Annotated in this window: 21 protein-coding genes; 14 read left to right on the top strand and 7 right to left on the bottom strand. The window is 68.8% G+C overall.

The window, feature by feature from the left end:
• Positions 1 to 4: 4 nt before the first annotated feature.
• The 5 genes from C693_RS22050 to rph form a co-directional block, all read right to left on the bottom strand.
• The gene (locus tag C693_RS22050) at positions 5 to 1717 is read right to left on the bottom strand and encodes a protein kinase domain-containing protein (RefSeq protein WP_017463466.1); all 1713 of its coding nucleotides are present in this window, start codon (positions 1715 to 1717) and stop codon (positions 5 to 7) included.
• Positions 1717 to 2226: an FHA domain-containing protein gene (locus C693_RS0116890; protein WP_017463465.1), complete on the bottom strand. Its 510-nt coding sequence runs from the start codon at positions 2224 to 2226 to the stop codon at positions 1717 to 1719. Before C693_RS0116890 ends, C693_RS22050 begins: the two co-directional genes overlap by 1 nt.
• Before the next feature lie 145 nt (positions 2227 to 2371).
• Positions 2372 to 3538: a radical SAM family heme chaperone HemW gene (gene hemW / locus C693_RS0116885; protein ID WP_017463464.1), complete on the bottom strand. Its 1167-nt coding sequence runs from the start codon at positions 3536 to 3538 to the stop codon at positions 2372 to 2374.
• Between the two features lies 1 nt (position 3539).
• Complete coding sequence (gene rdgB / locus C693_RS0116880; RefSeq protein WP_017463463.1) at positions 3540 to 4139, bottom strand: RdgB/HAM1 family non-canonical purine NTP pyrophosphatase; 600 nt, start codon at positions 4137 to 4139, stop codon at positions 3540 to 3542.
• A gap of 3 nt (positions 4140 to 4142) precedes the next feature.
• The gene (gene rph / locus C693_RS0116875; protein ID WP_017463462.1) at positions 4143 to 4874 is read right to left on the bottom strand and encodes a ribonuclease PH; all 732 of its coding nucleotides are present in this window, start codon (positions 4872 to 4874) and stop codon (positions 4143 to 4145) included.
• 81 nt (positions 4875 to 4955) lie between these two features.
• Between rph and C693_RS0116870 the strand changes: the two genes are divergently transcribed.
• From C693_RS0116870 to C693_RS0116840, 7 genes are all read left to right on the top strand, one after another.
• Complete coding sequence (locus C693_RS0116870; RefSeq protein WP_026107506.1) at positions 4956 to 5816, top strand: YicC/YloC family endoribonuclease; 861 nt, start codon at positions 4956 to 4958, stop codon at positions 5814 to 5816.
• Positions 5813 to 6439 (top strand): guanylate kinase, encoded by a 627-nt coding sequence (gmk, locus tag C693_RS0116865; RefSeq protein ID WP_017463460.1) that lies wholly within the window; start codon positions 5813 to 5815, stop codon positions 6437 to 6439. Before C693_RS0116870 ends, gmk begins: the two co-directional genes overlap by 4 nt.
• 142 nt (positions 6440 to 6581) lie before the next feature.
• Complete coding sequence (locus tag C693_RS0116860) at positions 6582 to 7418, top strand: ABC transporter ATP-binding protein (protein ID WP_026107505.1); 837 nt, start codon at positions 6582 to 6584, stop codon at positions 7416 to 7418.
• Positions 7415 to 8185, top strand: coding sequence for a lipid asymmetry maintenance ABC transporter permease subunit MlaE (mlaE, locus tag C693_RS0116855; protein WP_017463458.1), 771 nt, complete (start codon positions 7415 to 7417; stop codon positions 8183 to 8185). The genes C693_RS0116860 and mlaE overlap by 4 nt, the downstream gene beginning before the upstream one ends.
• Positions 8186 to 8228: 43 nt before the next feature.
• A complete protein-coding gene (gene mlaD, locus C693_RS0116850) occupies positions 8229 to 9080 on the top strand; it encodes an outer membrane lipid asymmetry maintenance protein MlaD (RefSeq protein ID WP_017463457.1) in 852 nt (283 codons plus the stop codon).
• Between the two features lie 35 nt (positions 9081 to 9115).
• A complete protein-coding gene (locus C693_RS0116845; RefSeq protein WP_017463456.1) occupies positions 9116 to 9790 on the top strand; it encodes an MlaC/ttg2D family ABC transporter substrate-binding protein in 675 nt (224 codons plus the stop codon).
• Complete coding sequence (locus tag C693_RS0116840) at positions 9787 to 10092, top strand: STAS domain-containing protein (RefSeq protein WP_017463455.1); 306 nt, start codon at positions 9787 to 9789, stop codon at positions 10090 to 10092. The genes C693_RS0116845 and C693_RS0116840 overlap by 4 nt, the downstream gene beginning before the upstream one ends.
• 67 nt (positions 10093 to 10159) lie before the next feature.
• Here the strand turns inward: C693_RS0116840 and C693_RS0116835 are convergent, their stop codons facing one another.
• Positions 10160 to 11008: an MlaA family lipoprotein gene (locus C693_RS0116835; RefSeq protein ID WP_017463454.1), complete on the bottom strand. Its 849-nt coding sequence runs from the start codon at positions 11006 to 11008 to the stop codon at positions 10160 to 10162.
• 199 nt (positions 11009 to 11207) lie between these two features.
• Here C693_RS0116835 and rpoZ point away from each other — a divergent pair, with 199 nt between their 5' ends.
• The 7 genes from rpoZ (at position 11208) to C693_RS0116800 (ending at position 19326) form a co-directional block, all read left to right on the top strand.
• Positions 11208 to 11498, top strand: a complete 291-nt coding sequence (gene rpoZ, locus C693_RS0116830) for a DNA-directed RNA polymerase subunit omega (protein WP_017463453.1) — start codon at positions 11208 to 11210, stop codon at positions 11496 to 11498.
• Between the two features lie 121 nt (positions 11499 to 11619).
• A complete protein-coding gene (locus C693_RS0116825) occupies positions 11620 to 13791 on the top strand; it encodes a RelA/SpoT family protein (RefSeq protein ID WP_026107504.1) in 2172 nt (723 codons plus the stop codon).
• A 77-nt stretch (positions 13792 to 13868) separates the two neighbouring features.
• Complete coding sequence (locus C693_RS0116820; protein WP_017463451.1) at positions 13869 to 14252, top strand: Rid family detoxifying hydrolase; 384 nt, start codon at positions 13869 to 13871, stop codon at positions 14250 to 14252.
• A gap of 81 nt (positions 14253 to 14333) precedes the next feature.
• Positions 14334 to 16448, top strand: a complete 2115-nt coding sequence (gene recG, locus C693_RS0116815) for an ATP-dependent DNA helicase RecG (RefSeq protein ID WP_017463450.1) — start codon at positions 14334 to 14336, stop codon at positions 16446 to 16448.
• 72 nt (positions 16449 to 16520) lie between these two features.
• Positions 16521 to 17456 (top strand): nucleoside hydrolase, encoded by a 936-nt coding sequence (locus tag C693_RS0116810; protein ID WP_017463449.1) that lies wholly within the window; start codon positions 16521 to 16523, stop codon positions 17454 to 17456.
• A 59-nt stretch (positions 17457 to 17515) separates the two neighbouring features.
• The gene (locus tag C693_RS0116805; protein ID WP_017463448.1) at positions 17516 to 17761 is read left to right on the top strand and encodes a type B 50S ribosomal protein L31; all 246 of its coding nucleotides are present in this window, start codon (positions 17516 to 17518) and stop codon (positions 17759 to 17761) included.
• A 269-nt stretch (positions 17762 to 18030) separates the two neighbouring features.
• Positions 18031 to 19326: a citrate synthase gene (locus C693_RS0116800; RefSeq protein WP_017463447.1), complete on the top strand. Its 1296-nt coding sequence runs from the start codon at positions 18031 to 18033 to the stop codon at positions 19324 to 19326.
• A 78-nt stretch (positions 19327 to 19404) separates the two neighbouring features.
• On the opposite strand, the gene C693_RS0116795 is transcribed toward C693_RS0116800, so the two are convergent.
• Positions 19405 to 20076 carry a hypothetical protein gene (locus C693_RS0116795; RefSeq protein WP_017463446.1) on the bottom strand — a complete coding sequence of 224 codons (672 nt, stop codon included), beginning with the start codon at positions 20074 to 20076 and terminating at the stop codon, positions 19405 to 19407.
• Between the last annotated feature and the right edge of the window lie 55 nt (positions 20077 to 20131).

Here is a 20131-nt window from a genome sequence, read left to right as displayed (position 1 = left end):
CGGGTCAGTCCGACGCGGATGGGCGCGTTCGGGTGGTAGGGGTGCGGTGGCCGCGCTCCAGTGCAGCCACCGCGCCGGGACCGCGCTGCGTGCGTGGTGCCAGCGGTCGTCGTTGGCGAGACTGCAGCGCGCCGGCCATCAGGTTGAAGGCGGCAAACAGACGGCCCAGTTCGTCCTGCCGCACCAGCCGGATGCGATAACGCAGATCGCCACGCGCCACCCGCAGCATGGCGTCGCCGATCAGGGCGAGCGGACCGAGCAGCCGGCGGAACAGGACGTAGGCGGCGAACAGCACCGCGACCAGGGTGACGCCCAGTACGGTCGCGATCACTCCGAGGGTGGTCCTCTGGGCGGCACGCAGCGGCGTGCGGCTGATGCCCAGCCGCAGGGTGCCGACGTTGGCCGCCTGGTACTGGATCGGCGCGTTGAACAGCAGCAGGCCGTCGCCGCCGCCGCGGTCTTCGCGGTAGCTGTCGATGTCGCCACGGCGTGCCAGCGGCGTCGCGGGAAGCGCCGGCAGGCCGTGCCCCACCTCCTGCGACTGCGTGCTGGCCACCACCTGGCCGTCGCGGTCGGCGATGGCCAGGTAGCGGATCTGGTGGTTGCGAGCCATGTCCTCGACCAGCGCACGGGTGGCGGCGTGGTCGCCCAGCAGCAGGTCTTCGGCCGACTCGCTGGCGACCATGCGACCGAGCGAACCGCCGAAATCCAGCGCCAGCCCGCTCACCGCGCGCCCCTGCATGGCGTAGATCGCGATCATCCCGACCAGCAGCACCAGGCTCAGCGTGACGCCGAGCAGGGCCGACCAGCGCAGCCGCAGCGACACGATCCGCCCCACCAGCGGCTGCTCGTGCAGGCGCTCGTACTCGCGCTTGGCCAGTTGCAGATCCGCCACCACCTCGCTGCCGCGCTGATAGCGGGTGGCCGCGTCCGGTGCCAGCAGGGTGTGGACGATGTCGATGAGGATCGAGGGCGCCGCGACGTCCATCGGCTCGAGCGGCGGCAGCGGGGACTGCTGGCGTTCCTCGATCAGGCGCAGCACGTCCTCGGTTTCGCTCCAGGGCAGGCGTCCGGCCAGCAGCCAGTAAAGCACCACGCCCAACGAATACAGGTCGCTGCGGGCATCGGTCCGCTCGCCGCGCAGGTGCTCCGGCGCCATGTAGGCCGGGGTGCCGCCGACCTCGGTGCGTGGGCCGCCGGTGTTGCGCTGCGCGCCGCGCCGCTCGGCGATGCCGAAGTCGGCGATCTTGGCGTGGCGCCAGCCGTCGGCCAGCATGATGTTTTCCGGCTTGATGTCGTGGTGCACCACGCCGTGGGCGTGGGCGTAGTCCAGCGCGGAGGCCATCTGGATCGCCAGCTCGATCACCGTCGGCAATGGCGGCAGGCCGTCCTTGGCGGCACGGCTGGCCAGGGTGTCGCCGGACAGCCGCTCCATCGCGATGTAGGGGCGGCCGTCGTCGGTCTGCCCGGCATCGAACAGGGTGACGATGTGCGGATGGCTCAGGTGACCGGCCGCGCGTGCCTCGACCAGGAAACGGCGCCGGTAGCCCTCGTCCGCCGCCACGCCGGCATGCAGGCACTTGATCGCCACTTCGCGTTCGATCTGCGGGTCGTAGCCGGCGTAGACCACCGCCATCGCGCCGGTGCCGAGCACGCCTTCGATGCGGTAGCGGCCCAGCATCTTCGGCCGCTGCGGATCGCGGACGGCCGAGAGCATCAGTGCAGCCACCAGGCCAGGGCGCCGATGCCGGCGAGCAGCAGACTCGCGCCGCCGATCCAGGCGGCACGGCCGAGTCGGCCGACCCCACGCTCGCGGGTCAGGAACACGAACTCCGCCTGGCCGAGACGGATGCGGTCGCCATGGCGCAGGATCGCCTCGTGCACGCGGCGGCCGTTGACGAACACGCCGTTGGTCGAGAGCGTGTTCATGATCACGTAATGGCCCTGCTGGTTGATCAGCCAGGCGTGCGAGGCGGAGACGCTGGGGTCGTCCAGCACGATGTCGTTGTCGCCGCGCCGGCCGATGGTCTGCTTGCCGGTACGCAGCGGGAAGCGCAGCTTGTCGAAACCCGGCCCGCGCCCGGCCAGCACCGGCTGGGCCACGCTGGCGCGTTCCTCCACCGGTGGCGAGAAGGCGACCGCGTACTCGCGCAGTTCCTCGGCGGTGAACAGGCGGGTGCCTTGCGTGCCGGAGAGACGGGTGTGGGTGGGAGCGGGTCCGTTCATGCGTAAGAGAGCGCCTTGCGTGGATGGAAAGGGGCTTCCTGCCGGTGTGCGTCATCCGGCCCGCCCTGTGACGGACCCTTGAGGTAGAACTTGAGCAAGTTGCGCGAAGTGCCGGCGTGACGGGCGGCACAGTCCTGGCGGTCGGTCAGGACAGGAAGGCGCCGATGACGTCGTTGAGGAAGCGCTGGCCCAGCGGCGTGGTGGCCAGCCGGGTCGGGTCGTCGATCAGCCAGCCGCGCCTGCGGGCGTCGGCGAGGGGCGTGGCGATGCGCTCGGGCGGCAGGCCGGTGAAGGCGCTGAATTCGTCCATCGGCACGCCGTCGATCAGGCGCAGCGCGTTGAGCATGTATTCGAACGGCAGGTCGCTGGTGTCCACCGCTTGGTCGCCGCCGACGCGGGCCGGGCCCCCGGCCGCCTCGAGATAGGTACGGGGCAGCCGCTGCTTCCAGCGGCGCCGCACCTGTCCAGAGGCCGTATCGGTGAGCTTGCCGTGGGCGCCGGCGCCGATGCCGAGGTAGTCGCCGAAGCGCCAGTAGTTGAGGTTGTGCGTGCAGCGCCGACCGGGCCGGGCATAGGCCGAGATCTCGTACTGACCGTAGCCGGCGTCGGCCAGGGCGGACTCGCAGGCTTCCTGCATCGCCCAGGCGTGGTCGTCGTCGGGCAGCGGCGGCGGGTTGGCGGCGAAGGCGGTGTTCGGCTCCAGCGTGAGCTGGTAGTGCGAGAGGTGCGTGGGCGCCAGCGCCACGGCGCGTGCCACGTCGGCCAGCGCGCCCTCGAGCGTCTGCTGCGGCAGCGCATACATCAGGTCGAGGTTGATGTTGGCGTAGCCGGCATCCTGGGCCGACTTCACCGCCGCCTCGGCCTCGCCGGCCGAGTGGATGCGGCCGAGCCGCCTGAGCTTGTCGTCGTCGAAGCTCTGGACGCCGAACGAGAGCCGGTTCACCCCGGCGGCGAGGTAGCCGTCGAAGCGGCCGTGCTCGACCGTGCCGGGATTGGTCTCCAGCGTGATCTCGGCGTCGTCGACGAACGGCAGCCGGGCGCGGGCGCCATCGAGGAAGCGGGCAACCAGCTCCGGCGCAAACAGGCTCGGCGTGCCGCCGCCGAAGAACACGCTGACGATCGGGCGGCCGTGCAGCGCGGCGCCGAAGTCGCGCATATCGGCTTCTAGATCGGCCAGCAGCACGTCGATGTAGTCGGCGTAGGGGGGCGGGGCGTCGCGCAGGCCGTGCGAATTGAAATCGCAGTACGGGCACTTCTTCACACACCACGGCATGTGCACGTACAGCGCCAGTGGCGGAGCGACCAGGGCCATCTCAGGCGGCGAGGTCGGCCAGTCGTGCGTGCAGCTGCGCCAGCGCCTGGCCGCGGTGGCTGATGCGGTTCTTCAGCGCCTTGTCCAGTTCGGCGGCCGCCCGTTCGTGCCCGTCCGGCAGGAACAGCGGGTCATAGCCAAAGCCACCCTCGCCACGCGGCGCGTGCAGCACGCGGCCGTGCCAGCGGCCCTCGGCGACCAGCGGGGCCGGATCCTCGGCGTGGCGCAGCAGCACCAGCACGCAGATGAAGAAGGCCCGGCGCTCGGCGTCGGGGCGGCCGTCGAGCTCGCGCAGCAGCCGCGTGTTGTTCGCGGCGTTGTCACCGTGCGTGCCTGCGTAGCGCGCCGAGTACAGGCCCGGTGCGCCGCCGAGCACGTCCACGCACAGGCCGGAGTCGTCGGCCAGCGCGGGCAGGCCGGTGACGCGGGCGGCGTGGCGGGCCTTGAGCAGGGCGTTCTCGACGAAGGTGAGGCCGGTTTCCTCGATGTCCTCCACGCCCAGCGCGCCCTGCGCGACGACCTCGAAGTCGGCGTCGGCCAGCAGCTGACCGAACTCGGCGAGCTTGCCGGGGTTGCCGCTGGCCAGGACGATGCGTCTCATCGCTCAGCCCTCGGCCAGCGCCGCGCGCTGGGCGGCGACCAGTTCGCCCACGCCCTTTTCGGCCAGGGCCAGCAGGGCATCCATCTCGTCGCGGCGGAACGCATGACCTTCGGCGGTGCCCTGTACTTCGATGAAGCCGCCGCCGTCGTTCATCACCACGTTCATGTCGGTGTCGCAGTCCGAGTCCTCGGCATAGTCGAGGTCCAGCACCGGCTGACCCTTGTAGATGCCCACCGACACCGCCGCGATCGCGCCGATGATCGGGTTGCGCTTGAGGTTCTCGCGCGCCATCAGGTGGTTCACCGCGTCGACCAGCGCCACATAGCCGCCGGTGATCGCCGCGGTACGGGTGCCGCCGTCGGCCTGGATCACGTCGCAGTCCAGGGTGATCACGCGTTCGCCCAGCGCCTGGCGGTTCACGCAGGCGCGCAGGCTGCGGCCGATCAGTCGCTGGATTTCCATGGTGCGGCCGCCCTGGCCACCCTTGGCCGCCTCGCGCTGCATGCGGGTATGGGTGGCCCGCGGCAGCATGCCGTACTCGGCGGTGATCCAGCCCTCACCCTTGCCACGCAGCCACGGCGGCACGCGGTCCTCGATGCTGGCGGTGCACAGCACGCGGGTGTCGCCGAAGCTGACCAGCACCGAGCCTTCGGCGTGGCGGGTGAAACGGCGTTCGATGGCGATCGGGCGCAGCTGGTCGCTGGCGCGTCCGCTGGGGCGGCTGACGGTTTGCATGGGTCGGGGAGCCTGATTGGGCAGGGCAGGACGGGAAAGTTTACCATTGCGCTCTTTCTCGGCATCTCCGCAAGGGCCCCCATGATCCGCAGCATGACTGCCTACGCCTCGGCTGACCTGGCAGGCCCCACCGGAGCGCTGAGCTGCGAGCTGCGCACGGTCAATCACCGCTACCTGGAAATCAGCCCCCGCCTGCCGGATGAGTTGCGCGGCTTCGAGCCGTTGCTGCGCGAGCGGGTCGCGGCGCGGCTGTCGCGCGGCAAGCTCGATCTCACCGTGCGTCTGCGCGGCGAGGGTCGCAACGATGCGCTGCAGCTCAACGAAGGCATGCTGGCCCGCCTGACCGAGCTGGCCCGCGAGCTGCAGCCACGTTTTCCGACGATGCAGGTGGAGTTCACCGAACTGCTGCGTTTCCCGGGACTGCTCGACCGCGCCGACGTGGACAACGATGCGTTGCAGGAGGCGCTGTTCGCCGTGCTGGACCGCGCGCTGGACGCCCTGGCGGCGACCCGCGAGCGCGAAGGCGCCAAGACCGCCGACATGCTGCGCGAGCGGCTGGACGCGATCGAACGGGTGGTCGCCGACGTGCGCGGCTGGATGCCGGATATCCGCGCCGCGCTGCGCACCCGGCTGGAGGGCCGGCTGGCCGACCTCAAGCAGCCGGCCGACCCGGGCCGGCTGGAGCAGGAACTGGTGTTGCAGATCACCCGTGCCGACGTCGACGAGGAGCTCGACCGCCTCACCACCCACATCGCCGAGGCGCGCCGCGTGCTGGGACTGGCCGAACCGGTGGGGCGCCGGCTGGACTTCCTGATGCAGGAGTTCAACCGCGAGGCCAACACACTGGGCTCCAAGTCGGTGGACTCGCGCAGCACCAACGCGGCGGTCGAACTGAAGGTGTTGATCGAACAGATGCGCGAACAGGTGCAGAACATCGAATGAGCACGTCGGCGGCAGGAACCCTCTTCGTGGTGGCGGCGCCCTCGGGGGCCGGCAAGTCGACCCTGGTCAATGCGCTGCTGGAGCGCGAGCCCACGATCTCGCTGTCGGTCTCGCACACCACGCGGCCGCCGCGGCCCGGCGAGCAGTACGGCCGCCACTACTATTTCGTCGAGCGCGCCGAGTTCGAGCGCGAGGTGGCCGAGGGCATCTTCCTCGAGCATGCCGAGGTGCACGGCAATCTCTACGGTACCTCGCGCACCACGGTCGACGGCCTGCTGGCGCAGTCGCGCGACGTGCTGCTGGAGATCGACTGGCAGGGCGCCCGACAGATCCGCGCGGCCAAGCCCGATTGTGTCAGCGTGTTCATCCTGCCGCCGTCGCGGCCCGAGCTGGAGCGGCGGTTGCGCGGGCGCGGGTCGGATGCGCCGGAAGTGATCGAGCGCCGCCTGCACAACTCCCGCGAGGAGATCGCCCACGCGCACGAGTTCGACTACATCGTGGTCAACGATCGCTTCGAGGATGCGCTGGACGATCTGCAGGCGATCGTGCACGCGGTACGCCTGCGCAGCCCGCTGCAATGGGCGCGGCACCAGGCCCTGATCGAGGCCTTGCTGGCTCCCTGAGGCCGGATTCGCGACCCGGCGGGATTTTCCCCGTGGCAGCAGAAACTTGCGTTGCATCCCGCGGTCTCTCGCGGGCCTCCGTGCAATGGCGCGGGAGGCCCGCTTCGGCTACCTTGTCCTTCTTTCGTCGCGCCCCTTCCCGATGACCGATCCCTTACGTCCGACCACCGATGCCGAGCCGCTGGTAAGCGTTCGCGGCCTGACCACGGTGCTCAGCGGCAAGACCATTTTCGATGCCCTGGACATGGACATCCCGCGTGGCCGCATCACCGCCATCATGGGGCCCAGTGGCACCGGCAAGACCACCCTGCTCAAGCACATCACCGGCCAGATGGCCGGCGACGCCGGACAGGTGCTGGTCGATGGACAGGATGTCGGCGAGCTGTCGCGCAGCCAGCTGTTCAAGCTGCGCGAACAGATCGGCTACCTGTTCCAGAACTCGGCGTTGTTGACCGACTTCGACGTGTTCGAGAACGTCGCCTTCCCGCTGCGCCAGCACACCGATCTGTCGGAAGAGCTGATCCGCAACGTGGTGCTGCTGAAGCTGCAGGCGGTCGGCTTGCGCGGCGCGGCGGCGCTGATGCCCAGCGAGCTCTCCGGTGGCATGGCGCGGCGTGTGGCGCTGGCGCGGGCGATCGTGTTCGACCCGATGCTGATCCTCTACGACGAGCCGTTTGTCGGTCTGGACCCGATCGCGCTGAACCAGGTGCTCAAGCTGATCCGCACGCTCAACGACACGCTCGGCATCACCAGCGTGCTGGTGGCGCACGAGCTGGACGCGATCAAGCAGGTCGCAGACCACGTCTACCTGATCGCCAACGGCAAGGTCGTGGCGCAGGGTGATCCGAAGACGATCGCCGACGACGGCTCTCCGTGGACGCGGCAGTTCTTCGGTGGCGAGGCCGATGGCCCGGTGCCGTTCCAGTACCCGGCCGGCGACTACGCCCAGTCGCTGGGCTTTCCGCGGAGCCAGGCATGAGCGCGCAGACCCAACGCAACATGGTGACCGAGGCGCTGGCCCAGATCGGTCAATGCGGCCTGTTCCTGCTGACCATCCTTAAGGCGGTGCCGGGCAGCTTCCGCTACGTCCGCGAGACCGTGCGCCAGCTGTGGTTCGTCGGCGCGATGAGCCTGACCATCATCATGACCTGCGGCCTGTTCGTGGGTATGGTGCTGGGCCTGCAGCTGTACTACGTGCTGTCGATCTTCGGCGGCACCGCGGCCAGCGGCACGGTGGTGGCGATCGCGATCTACCGCGAACTGGGCCCGGTGGTCACCGCGCTGCTGTTCGCCGGTCGCGCCGGCACCTCGATCACCGCCGAGATCGGCCTGATGCGCGCCACCGACCAGATCGCCGCGATGGAGATGATGGCGGTGGACCCGATCGCCTACGTCGTGGCGCCACGCTTCCTCGCCGGCCTGATCGCCATGCCGTTGCTGTGCAGCGTGTTCTGCGCGCTGGGCATCTTCGGTGGTCATCTGGTCGGGGTGACCTGGCTGGGTATCGACAACGGCACCTTCTGGTCGAACATGACCGCCAACGTCGACGTCTGGAAGGACGTGGTCAACGGCATCGTCTACAAGAGCGTGGCGTTCGGCGCCGTGGTCTCGCTGATCGCCGTGTTCCAGGGCTACACCACCCCGCCGACCAGCGAGGGCGTGGCTTACGCCACCACCCGTACCGTGGTTGCCTCGTCCATCGCCATCCTGGCGCTGGACTTCGTGCTTACCGCCTTCCTGATGTGACTTCCATGATTTCTTCCGTCTCTTCCGCTTCGAGGATCGTGCCGTGACCCAGCGAAAATCCTATGCCGTCGGCACCGGCCTGTTCATCGTGCTCGGCTTTGCCGCGCTGGCCTATCTGGCCACGCAGACCACCTCGGTGGCCAACGTCAGCCAGGGGCCCAGCTACGACGTCACCACCCAGTTCGCCAACGTCGGCCAGCTCAAGGAGCGTGCGCCGGTGAAGGTGGCGGGCGTGCGGGTTGGCCAGGTCGAGTCGATCTCGCTGGAGCCCGGCAAGGAGGTGGCGGACGTCACCCTGTCGATCGACAGGAAGTACGGCCAGATCCCGGTCGATTCGGTCGCCACGATCTACACCAGCGGCCTGCTGGGCGACCAGTACGTGGGCCTGCAGTACGGCACCGCCAAGCAGTACGTGAAGGATGGCAGCCGGCTTGCCCTGAGCAAGTCCACCGAGCCGCTCGAGGCGATGCTGGGCAAGTTCTTCGGCGCCGGTGCGGCTGCCGACGACCTGGGTGGCACCTACGCAGTGAAGGCCCGTTTCACCAACGTCGGCGCGTTGTCGCCCGGCGCCCCGGTGAAGATGGCTGGCGTGGCGATCGGCAGCGTCAAGTCGGTACAGGCCGACCCGGTCAAGCTGGACGCGCTGGTGACCCTGTCGATCGACAAGAAGTACGACCAGATTCCCGACGATTCCTCGGCGGCGGTGTTCACCAGCGGTTTGATCGGCAGCCAGTACGTTGCGATCCAGCCCGGCGGCTCCCCCGACATGCTCAAGGACGGTGACGAGATGATCCTCACCCAGTCCGCCATGCAGCTGGAGGACCTGATCGGCAAGTTCCTGGTCAACGGCTCGCCGGGCGACAAGAGCGGCGGCAAGTCGTCCGACGCCAAGTGATGGTTTCCCGAAATCCCTCCCCCTGGAGTTTCCCCATGTTGCGTCCCATCGCCCTAGCCCTGGCCCTGACCTTCGGTGCCGCGCTCGCCACTCCGGCGCTGGCGCAGGATCCCGCCCCGGCGGCGTCCGCGCAGCAGACCCCGGAGCAGGTCGTGCAGACCATCGCGCACGATCTGGACACCACCATCGCCGGCCACCGCGACGAGCTGAAGAACAACAAGGAAAAGCTCATCGGCGTGATCGATGACATTTTCCTGCCGCACTTCGACATCGACTACGCCTCGATCCTGGTGCTCGGCCAGCATGCGCGCGAGGCCACGCCGGAGCAGCGCGAGCGCTTCGCCAAGGCGTTCTACAACTCGATCACCAACCGCTACGCGGAAGGCCTGCTGAACTACACCAAGGGCGCGGTGGTGGTGCTGCCGTTCAACGGTGATCTCAACAACAAGCGCACCGTGGTGCGCACCCAGGTAGTGCTGGAGGATGGCAAGAAGGTCGCCGTCGACTACGCGTTCCGCAAGACCCGCAGCGGTGAGTGGAAGGCCTACGACGTGATCATCGAGGGCATCTCCTACATCACCAACTACCGCAACCAGGTGGATGCGGAGATCCGCAAGGTCGGCATCGACAAGCTGATCACCAACCTGGAGACGCGCGGCGAAGACGCCCTGAAGTCGATGGAACAGGACAGCAAGGCAAAGGCCCCGTGACGGCTGCCGGCTGCCAGCTCGAGGACCGCGCGGATGGCACGCTTGCCGTCCGCGGCGTGCTGACCTTCGATACGGCCAATGCCACCTGGCGTTCCCTGCGCGAGCGGCTGGCCCGGGCGCCTGCCCAGGTGCTGGACCTCTCCGCGGTGGAGCGCAGCGACAGCGCCGGCCTGGCCTGCGTGCTGGCCGTGTTGTCCGAGGCGGGGAAGCAGGGGCAGTCGTTGCGGGTGCGGGGACTGCCGGCCGGAATGCGGCGGCTGGCCCAGGTGTGCGAGGTGGAGTCGCTGTTGGCGGCAGGCTGAGTCGCCGGTAGCGACCTGCAAAAAAGGCCCCGGTACGGGGCCTTTTTCATTTCCGTCGCGGATGACCTCAGTGGCTGCCGGGCTGCTCGCCCTGGTCGGCCTGCTTCGGATGCTTGTTCTCCCACTGGTGCTGCTCCTGCAGCAGTTCGTCGGGATCGAAGCCCTGCTGGTCGAGCCCCTGCATCTGGTCGATCACGCTGGCCGGCGGGTTGCCGTCGTAGATCTTGTACAGCCGGCGTTGACGATAGGCGTCACGCACGAACACATAGGGATCGTACGCGGACTTGAGGAATCCCTCCGCGTCGAAGGCGCGCGAGCGCAGGTTCACCAGATAGACCAGCTGCGGGATGTACTGCTGGCCGTAGTGATAGCTGTGGTTGCGGGCGTAGATCGTCAGCGGGTCGAAGAAGTAGCCATCCACCGGCACCTGCCAGACGTCGCGCACCGTGGAGGGGCCGAGGAACGGCAGCACGATGTAGTCGCCCTCCGGCACGCCCCAGCGGGCCAGGGTGACGCCGAAATCGGTCTGCTGCAGCGGCAGGCCGAGCGAGCTGGCCGGGTCGAACAGGCCGCCGATACCCAGGGTCAGGTTGACCAGGAACCGCCCGGTGCTCTGCAGCGCCTGCTTGGGGCGGGCCTGCAGCAGGTCGTTGGCCACGGTGACCGGCTGCCGCAGGTTGGTGAAGAAGTCGCTCACCGAGCGGCGCACCGGTGGATTGGTGATCTTGCGGTAGCCCACCGCGACCGGACGGATCACCGCCTGGTCCACGGCGTCGTTGAACGCATAGACCTTGCGGTTGACCTTCTCGAGCGGGTCGTCGGTGCGCGGCTTGGCGATGGCGCAGCCGGCGAGCAGCGAAACCAGGCCGAGCGCAGCGACCCGGCGCAGCCATGAAGGAATGTGGGGAAAAGGCATCGGTGAGTAGTCCGTTGCGGTGCCGTGGGAAAATTAAGTGTACTTCTCGGTTTTATAATATGCACGCGTTTCGCCGCGCTTTCGTCCTGAACCGGCGGCAGACCAACCGGGCATGATACGGGTTGGCGCATTGCCAGCAAAGCCTACGCTGGATACACTGAACGACCTTCCAAGTTGCTTTACCGCCTGAGGATTTCGCATGGCACGCATTACCGTGGAAGACTGCCTTGAGGTGGTCGACAACCGTTTCGAGCTGGTGCTGATGGCGACCAAGCGCGCCCGCCAGCTGTCCAAGGGCGCCGAGCCGGCCGTCAATCCGGACCATGACAAGCCTACCGTGCTTGCGCTGCGCGAGATTGCCGATCGCCGCATCGACCAGGCCACCATCGACGAGATCGACCGCGCCGAACGCGAGCGTGCCGAGCGCGAGGCGCTGGAGTGGGCCGCGGCCGAGGTGGACGACGATCTCTCCAAGGGCGGGGACGACTGAGCATGTGCTCCGACGGCACCATGCGCTGCACGGGATCGGTGGCGGAAGCCGCCGATCTCCGTGATGGTGCCTGCTGTCGTCCGGTCGCCCCGCGCGGGGTGACTGTCTGAGCGGGCAGCGCATTCCCGCACCCGTCGCCGCGACGGATCCTTCGCAGGACGCGGCGTTGCCGGACTACGTCCTGGCACTCAAAGACCGCCTCGCCTACCTCCCTGAAGACCAGGTCGAGCGTGTCGTTCGCGCCTTCCGCGTCGGTGCTCATGCGCATGCGGGGCAGGCGCGCAAGAGTGGCGAGCCCTACATCACCCATCCGGTCGCCGTGGCCGGCATCCTGGCCGAGCTGGGCCTGGACGCCGAGACCATCATCGCCGCGATCCTGCACGACACGCTGGAAGACACCCAACTGAGCCGCGTCGAGCTGGCGGGCGAGTTCGGCGAGACCGTGGCCGAGCTGGTCGATGGCGTCACCAAGCTGGACAAGATGAAGTTCGGCAGCCGCCAGGAGGCCGATGCGGAGAGCTTCCGCAAGATGCTCCTGGCGATGGCCCGCGACATCCGGGTGATCCTGATCAAGCTGGCCGACCGTCTGCACAACATGCGCACGCTGGGTGCGAAGGACACCTCCTCGCGCCGCCGCATCTCGCGCGAGACGCTGGAGATCTACGCGCCCATCGCGCAGCGGCTGGGCATGAACAAGTTCAAGGCCGAGCTGCAGGACCTGGGTTTCCGTGGCCTTCATCCGGACCGCTACCGGGTGATCAGCGAGCGCATCCGCGCGGCGCTGGGCAACCGGCGCGAGGCGATGGGCAAGATCGAGGCGGCGCTTACCCAGCGCCTTGCCTCCGAGCACATCGAGGCCCGCGTGGTCGGGCGCATCAAGTCGCCGTGGAGCATCTATTCGAAGATGCGCAGCGAGCACAAGACGTTCGCCCAGCTGATGGATGTCTATGGCTTCCGCGTGGTGGTCGATACCGCGATGCGCTGCTACATGGCGCTGGGCGCGGTGCACACGCTGTACAAGCCGGTGGACCGCCGCTTCAAGGATTTCATCGCGATTCCGAAGGCCAACGGCTACCAGTCGCTGCACACGGTACTGCTGGGGCCGTTCGGTGCGCCGATCGAGGTGCAGATCCGCACCGCCGAGATGGATTCGGTGGCCGAGCGGGGCGTCGCCGCCCACTGGGCCTACAAGACCGACTCCGGCCCGGCCAACAGCGCACAGGCGCGGGCGCGCGAGTGGCTGTCCGCTCTGGCCGACAGCCAGGCCAACACCGCCTCGTCGAGCGAGTTCATCGAGAACGTCAAGATCGACCTGTTCCCGGACGAGGTCTACCTGTTCACGCCGCGCGGCGACATCCTCTCGCTGCCGCGCAACGCCACCGCGCTGGACTTCGCCTACGCCGTGCACACCGACGTCGGCCACCATGCGGTGGCCGCGCGCGTGGACAAGAAGCTGGTGCCGCTGCGCACGCGGCTGGAGTCCGGGCAGCTGGTGGAGATCATCACCGCGCCGTCGGCGGTGCCGAACCCGGCCTGGCTGGAGTCGGTGGTCACCGGCAAGGCGCGCACGGCGATCCGCCAGTTCCTCAAGCATCTGCAGCACGAGGACGCGGTCGATTTCGGCCATCGCATGCTCGACCGTGCGCTCGATGCGCTCGGCTCCAGCCTCGATGGCATCGCGCCGGCCGTGCTCGACCGCTTCCTCGCCGATGCAAAGCTGCATCGGCTGGAGGAGCTGCTGGCCGACATCGCGCTGGGCAACCGGATGCCGGACGTGGTCGCCGCGCAGCTGGTGGCGGCGCGGGGCAAGAAAGCGTCCCGCGCCGTGGCGACGGCGGCACCGAGCAGCGAGAAGATCCGCATCACCGGCGCCGAACGCGGCGTGCTGAGCTTCGCCAACTGCTGTCATCCGTTGCCCGGCGACGACATCGTCGGCTACCTCTCCGCCGGCAAGGGCATCGTGGTGCACCGTGAGGAGTGCCCGAACGTGGCCGAGCTGCGCAAGCAGCCGGAGCGTCGCGTGTCGATCGAATGGGACCGCGACGTGCAGGGCGACTACCGTGCCGAGCTGCGCATCGAGGTCATCAATCGCCCCGGCGTGCTGGCCACGGTGGCCTCGGCGATCGCGGACGCCGATTCCAACATCGAGAACGTGGAATATGTCGAGCGCGACGCGGCGGCCGCCACGCTGCTGTTCACCATGGAAGTGAAGAGCCGCCGCCACCTGGCCGAGGTGATTCGCCGTGTGCGGCGTACCGGCGTGGTCAGCGCGGCGCACCGCTACCCGCTCTGACCGGCGCTTGCCTCGGACCGGCCGGCCGTCGCACGATGCGGCGCTCCGCGATCCTTCCCCCGAACCCGAGGTGTCCCATGTCCCGCAGCATCATCGCCACCGACCAGGCGCCCGCCGCCATCGGCCCCTATTCGCAGGCCGTGCGCGCCGGAAACACGGTGTATTTCTCCGGGCAGATCCCGCTGGATCCGGCGACCGGCGCGCTGGTGCAGGGCGACATCCGCGCGCAGACCCGTCGCGTGTTCGACAACCTTGCGGCCGTGGCGGCTGCGGCCGGCGGCTCGCTGGCGCAGATCGTGCGCGTGGGCATCTACGTCACCGATCTGGCGCATTTCGGCGAGGTCAATGCGGTGATGGCCGAGTATTTCGAGGCGCCGTATCCCGCGCGTTCGACGATCGAGGTCTCGGCGCTGCCGAAGGAGGCCCAGGTCGAAGTCGACGCGGTGATGGTGCTCGACTGATCCGTCGCCGCGGCCACCACCCACGCCGGTGCGCTCCTGCGCCGGTGCGGCGGGGCCGCCGCCTCGGCTAGGCTTGGCGGGATGGCTGCCCGTTCCCGATCGACTCCCGCTCCCGCCGACGAGCCCCCCGGGCTGCGTCCGGTCACCACGCTGCCCGGCGTCGGTCCTGCGCTGGCCGAGTCGTTGGCGCGACTGGGCCTGGAGCGGGTGCAGGACCTCTGGTTCCACCTGCCGTTGCGCTACGAGGACCGCACCCGGGTGACGCCCATCGCCGACCTGCGCCCGGGCGACCGTGTGCAGGTCGACGCGGTGGTGGAGGCGGTGGAGCGCGGTTTCCGCTACCGCCCCCAGCTCAAGGTCGTGGTGAGCGACAGCACCCGGCAGAGCCTGCTGCTGCGCTTCTTCCATTTCCATCGCGCGCAGGCCGACCTGCTCAAGCCGGGCACGCGCCTGCTCTGCTACGGCGAGGTGCGCCTCGGACCGCAGGGGCTGGAGATGGTGCATCCACAGTACGAGCGGCTGGCCGGCAACGCGCCGCTGGTGCTCGACGAGCTGCTCGACCCGATCTATCCCACCACCGAGGGCCTGGGCACGCGGCGACTGGCCGGGGTGGTCGGCAAGGCGCTGGCGCTGCTGCCCGGCGACGAGGCGCTGGAACTGATCCCGCCGGCGCTGTGCGCCGAGCACGGCCTGACCTCGCTGCGCGAGGCGCTGCTGTACGTGCACCGGCCGCCGGCAGACGCCCATCTCGGCCAGCTCACCCTCGGCCACCATCCCTCGCAGCAGCGGCTGGCCTTCGAGGAGCTGCTGACCCAGCATCTCAGCCTCAAGCGCCTGCGTGCGGCCGTGCGCAGGCGACGCGCCCCGGCGCTGGGTGGCGGCGGGGCGCTGGTTGCGCGCTTCCTTGCCGCGCTGCCGTTCCGTCCGACCGGTGCGCAGCAGCGCGTGGCGCGCGAGGTCGCGGCGGACCTGGCCCGGGCCAGGCCGATGCTGCGGCTGGTGCAGGGTGACGTCGGCTCCGGCAAGACCGTGGTGGCGGCGCTGGCTGCGCTGGCCGCGGTGGAGTCGGGCTACCAGGTCGCGTTGATGGCGCCCACCGAACTGCTCGCCGAGCAGCACCTGCGCAACTTCCGGCAGTGGCTGGAGCCGCTCGGCATCGCGGTGGAGTGGCTGGCCGGCAAGGTGCAGGGCAAGGCCCGGCAGAAGACGCTCGCCCGCGTCGCCGAGGGGGCGGCGGTGGTGGTCGGTACCCATGCGCTGATGCAGGAGGGTGTGGTGTTCGGGCGGCTGGGGCTGGTGATCGTCGACGAGCAGCACCGCTTCGGCGTGCACCAGCGCCTGGCGCTGCGCGACAAGGGGCTGGAGGGTGAGCAGGTGCCGCACCAGCTCGTGCTGACCGCCACGCCGATCCCGCGCACGCTGGCGATGAGCGCCTACGCCGACCTGGACGTCTCGTCCATCGACGAGCTGCCGCCGGGGCGCACGCCGGTGCAGACGGTGGCGATCTCCAACGCGCGCCGCGGCGAGGTGATCGAGCGCATCGCCCATGCCTGTCGCGAGGGGCGCCAGGTCTACTGGGTCTGCACGCTGATCGAGGAGTCCGAACAGCTGCGGGCGCAGGCCGCCGAGGTGGCACACGCTGAACTGGTGGCCGCGTTGCCGGACCGGCAGGTCGGACTGATCCACGGCCGCATGAAGCCGAAGGACAAGCAGGCGGTGATGGATGCGTTCAAGGCTGGCGATCTGGCTGTGCTGGTGGCCACCACGGTGATCGAGGTCGGGGTCGATGTGCCCAACGCCAGCCTGATGGTGATCGAGAACAGCGAGCGGCTGGGCCTGGCCCAGTTGCACCAGCTGCGCGGCCGGGTCGGTCGGGGCGCAGTGGCCTCCAACTGCGTGCTGCTGTACCAGCCGCCGATCGGTGCGCTGGCGCAGGAGCGCCTGCAGGTGATGCGCGACACCAACGACGGCTTCCGCATCGCCGAAAAGGATCTGGAACTGCGCGGCCCTGGCGAGGTGCTCGGTACGCGCCAGACCGGTCAGCTCGCCTTCCGCATCGCCGACCTCACACGCGATGCGCATCTGCTCGCCGCGGTCCAGTCGGTCGGCGAGGTCATGCTGCGCGAGCATCCGCAGTCGGCCGAGCGGCTGATCGAGCGCTGGGTCGGCGGCGCCGCGCGCTACGCCCATGCCTGACCCGGCTCGCGTTGTCCGGTCTCCCTTGGCACGCGTAAGCTAGGCGGCTCGAACCGACCCACGTGAAGGACCATGAGTAAACCGCACCTGCTGATTGATACCGATCCGGGCGTCGACGACGCACTGGCGATCCTGATGGCGCATGCCCATGCCGACGTTGCGGGGTTGAGCGTCGCTGCCGGCAACGTGGGACTGGGCCACACCGTGCGCAACGCGCGAACCCTGGTCGATCTGGTCGGTGCCCGTACCCCTGTGTTCGCCGGTTGCCCCAGTCCGCTGGTGCGTCGGCCGGAGGAGGATGCCGCCTTCGTCCATGGAAGCGACGGGTTCGGCGACGTCGGCTTTGCCGAGCCGCAGGCGGGGGTGGAGGACGAGGCCGCCGCGCTGGCACTGCTGCGCCTGACCCGCGAGCGGCCGGGCGAGCTCACCGTGGTGGCGCTCGCCCCGCTGACCAACGTGGCGCTGGCTCTGAGACTGGATCCGACGCTTCCCGATCGGGTGAAGCGCCTGGTGGTGATGGGGGGGGCGGTCACCGGCCACGGCAATACCGGCAAGGTGCCGGCCGAGTTCAACGTCGGCTTCGATCCGGAGGCGGCCCATGTGGTGTTCGAAGCCTTCCCGGAGTTCGATCTGGTGGACTGGGAGGCGACCCTCCGTTACGCCTTCGACGATGCCGAGTTCGATCGCTGGCTGGCCGCTGGTGACGAGCGCGCGCGGTTCTTCGGTCAGGTATTCGGTACCGCCCGCGCGTTCAATCGCACGCACGACCGCAGCGGCGTGATCGCTGCGGACGCGCTGGCCATGGCGGTGGCGATCGATCCGTCCATCGTCGTCCGCAGCGAGCGGCGTCACGTCGCGGTGGAGCTCGATGGCCGCCTGACCCGCGGCGCCACCGTGGTGGACTGGGCCGGGCGGCTCAAGCGGCCGGCCAATGCGAACATCGTGCTGGAGATCGATGCCGGGCGCTTCGCGGCGATGGTGCGCAGGGCGCTCGGCGCCCAAGGTTGACCTGGCGGTTCCCGGCTGAGTAAAATGCCGCTCTTTTCACCCGCAGCTTTGAGCCTGTCATGAAGCCCGATATCCATCCGAACTACCGCCCCGTGGTGTTCCAGGACCTGTCGTCCGATTTCGCGTTCCTGACGCGCTCGACGATTGCAGCGAAGGAAACCGTCAAGTGGGAGGATGGCAACGAGTACCCGCTGGTCAAGGTGGATATCTCCAGCCATTCGCACCCGTTCTACACCGGCAAGCAGAAGACCATCGACCAGGGTGGTCGCGTCGACCGCTTCCGTCGTCGTTACGCGCAGAAGTAAGACTTCTGCGCGGGCCGATCCATGGCCCGCCGTTGCAAGAAACCGAGCACAGGGCAGGCTCCGCGCCTGCCCTGTGTTTTTTTCGTGGCCGCCATTCGACCATCCGCTGACGCATGTCCGCGGGGAGGTTGTGCGATAATTGCGGGCCCGGGCGCTCCGATGCCCGTCGCAGCGTTGGTCTTCCCCAGCCGGCGCTGTCCCGATTCCCTCGCCAGCCGGTGCCGCGCCCGTGGCCGCCTGCGGCGGTGACATACGTGAAGGAGGTTTCCGTGTCCGAGTCCAAGATCGTCAAGCTGACCGACGAGTCGAACAACCGCAGCAGCGAGCTGCCCCTGGTGAGCGGCACGCTGGGTCCGTCGTGCATCGACCTCGGCACGCTGTACAAGGACACCGGCCACTTCACGTACGACCCGGGTTTCGGCAGCACCGCTGCCACCAAGAGCGCGATCACCTACATCGACGGCGACCAGGGCGTGCTGCTGTACCGCGGTTACCCGATCGAGCAGCTGGCCGAGAAGTCCAGCTTCCTCGAGGTGGCCTATCTGCTGCTCAATGGCGAGCTGCCCAAGCAGGCCGAGTTCGCCAGCTTCGAGCACCAGATCACGCATCACACGATGATGCACGAGTCGCTGAAGAACTTCTTCCAGGGCTTCCACCACAACGCGCACCCGATGGCGATGCTGGCCGCCTCGATCGCCTCGCTGTCGGCCTTCTATCACGACGATCTCGACGTCGATAACCCGGAAGACCGCAAGCTCGCCGCGATCCGCCTGATCGCCAAGATGCCGACCATCGCCGCCGCGGCTTATCGTTATTCGATCGGTTGGCCGATGCGCTATCCGCGCAACAATCTCGAGTACGTCACGCGCTTCCTGCACATGATGTTCGAGGTACCGAGCGAGCCGCTCCAGCTCAACCCGGTGGCCGCCAAGGCGCTGGACCTGCTGTTCATCCTGCACGCCGACCACGAGCAGAACGCCTCCACCTCGACCGTCCGCCTGGTCGGTTCGACCGGCGCCAACCCGTACGCCTCGATCGCCGCCGGCATCACCGCGCTGTGGGGCCCGGCGCACGGCGGCGCCAACGAGGCGGTGCTGAAGATGCTCGAGGAGATCGGCACGCCGGACAAGGTCGAGACCGCGGTCAAGCGCGCCAAGGACAAGAACGACAGCTTCCGCCTGATGGGCTTCGGCCACCGCGTGTACAAGAACTTCGACCCGCGCGCGAAGATCATCCGCGAGATGTGCCACAAGGTGCTGGGCGAACTGGGCGTCAACGACCCGCTGCTCGACGTGGCGATGAAGCTGGAAGAAGCCGCGCTGAAGGACGAGTACTTCGTCGAGCGCAAGCTGTATCCGAACGTCGACTTCTACTCCGGCATCATCTACAAGGCGCTGGGCATCCCGACCGAGATGTTCACCGTGATGTTCGCCATCGCCCGCACGGCCGGCTGGATCGCGCACTGGATCGAGCAGCACGAGACCCCGGGGTCGCGCATCGGTCGTCCGCGCCAGGTCTACACCGGCTCGGTGCCGCGCGACTTCGTGCCTGCCGACAAGCGCTGATCGAGGCTTCCGTCCGGCGTCGCGCCGGATGGGCCGCCTCAGGAAGAACGCCCCGGGCTGACCGGGGCGTTTTGCTTTTCAGCGCAGTGCGGCGAGCTTGCGCTCGAGGGCATCTTCCTCGTCCTGCTCGTGCAGCAGTTGCTCCACCGCGGCCAGCCCCGCACGGCGCATCGGCCGCTCGTCGATGCGATCGACCGGTGCCTGGCGCAGCGCATCCACCGGAAGCACCGTCAGGTCGAAGGGCAGGCCGTCGGCGGAAAACAGCGCCACCGGGAACTCGGCCGTGTCGTCGCGGCTGGTACGCAGTCGCCGGGTCTGGGTTTCGTACGGTACGCCGCGCCCATGCAGGAAGCGCAGCACCGCCTCGGGATCATCGCTGAAAAGATGCAGGCAGATCGCCGAGTGTGCGTCGGCGGTTCCCTCCAGCACGGCGCCTACCAGGCGCGGCTGGAAGTCATCGAGGAAGCGCATCGCCTCCACCGCGGCCTCGCGGCAGCGTCGCAGATGCTGCGGTTGGCTGTCGGCCTGGAAGATCCGCTGGTGTTCGCGCAGCGCGCGCTCGATCTCGTCGTTGCGGGGCAGGCTCTGCGCATCCAGGATGCCGAGCCGCTCGGAGGCCTTCAGCTTGGCGTGGTGGAAATCGCGGATGCCGTGCTCGCTCATCAGCCGGGCAGCCTCCTGGGCGACGCGCAGCCGGTTGCGCTGCAGGCGGTCATGGGCGTGGATGCGGTGATGCTCGCCTCGGGCCATGTCTCGCTCCTTCCTCGGTGGCCGCCGCCCTGGGCCGGGCGGCGGTCGCGGTATC

The sequence above is a fragment of the Dyella ginsengisoli LA-4 genome (genome assembly GCF_000334915.1).
Lineage (GTDB): Bacteria > Pseudomonadota > Gammaproteobacteria > Xanthomonadales > Rhodanobacteraceae > Dyella_A > Dyella_A ginsengisoli_A.
The sequence above is the reverse complement of the archived record's forward strand: the minus strand, read 5'-3'. Positions and strand labels throughout refer to the sequence as shown.

Coding starts and splice junctions, on each gene's coding strand:
- C693_RS0116805 (WP_017463448.1), top strand. CDS start 17,516: ATGAAGCCCGATATCCATCCGAACTACCGCCCCGTGGTGTTCCAGGAC.
- gmk (WP_017463460.1), top strand. CDS start 5,813: ATGAGCACGTCGGCGGCAGGAACCCTCTTCGTGGTGGCGGCGCCCTCG.
- C693_RS0116820 (WP_017463451.1), top strand. CDS start 13,869: ATGTCCCGCAGCATCATCGCCACCGACCAGGCGCCCGCCGCCATCGGC.
- C693_RS22050 (WP_017463466.1), bottom strand. CDS start 1,717: ATGCTCTCGGCCGTCCGCGATCCGCAGCGGCCGAAGATGCTGGGCCGC.
- hemW (WP_017463464.1), bottom strand. CDS start 3,538: ATGGCCCTGGTCGCTCCGCCACTGGCGCTGTACGTGCACATGCCGTGG.
- C693_RS0116870 (WP_026107506.1), top strand. CDS start 4,956: ATGATCCGCAGCATGACTGCCTACGCCTCGGCTGACCTGGCAGGCCCC.
- rpoZ (WP_017463453.1), top strand. CDS start 11,208: ATGGCACGCATTACCGTGGAAGACTGCCTTGAGGTGGTCGACAACCGT.
- rph (WP_017463462.1), bottom strand. CDS start 4,874: ATGCAAACCGTCAGCCGCCCCAGCGGACGCGCCAGCGACCAGCTGCGC.
- mlaE (WP_017463458.1), top strand. CDS start 7,415: ATGAGCGCGCAGACCCAACGCAACATGGTGACCGAGGCGCTGGCCCAG.
- C693_RS0116795 (WP_017463446.1), bottom strand. CDS start 20,076: ATGGCCCGAGGCGAGCATCACCGCATCCACGCCCATGACCGCCTGCAG.
- C693_RS0116890 (WP_017463465.1), bottom strand. CDS start 2,226: ATGAACGGACCCGCTCCCACCCACACCCGTCTCTCCGGCACGCAAGGC.
- C693_RS0116835 (WP_017463454.1), bottom strand. CDS start 11,008: ATGCCTTTTCCCCACATTCCTTCATGGCTGCGCCGGGTCGCTGCGCTC.
- C693_RS0116845 (WP_017463456.1), top strand. CDS start 9,116: ATGTTGCGTCCCATCGCCCTAGCCCTGGCCCTGACCTTCGGTGCCGCG.
- recG (WP_017463450.1), top strand. CDS start 14,334: ATGGCTGCCCGTTCCCGATCGACTCCCGCTCCCGCCGACGAGCCCCCC.
- rdgB (WP_017463463.1), bottom strand. CDS start 4,139: ATGAGACGCATCGTCCTGGCCAGCGGCAACCCCGGCAAGCTCGCCGAG.
- C693_RS0116860 (WP_026107505.1), top strand. CDS start 6,582: ATGACCGATCCCTTACGTCCGACCACCGATGCCGAGCCGCTGGTAAGC.
- C693_RS0116810 (WP_017463449.1), top strand. CDS start 16,521: ATGAGTAAACCGCACCTGCTGATTGATACCGATCCGGGCGTCGACGAC.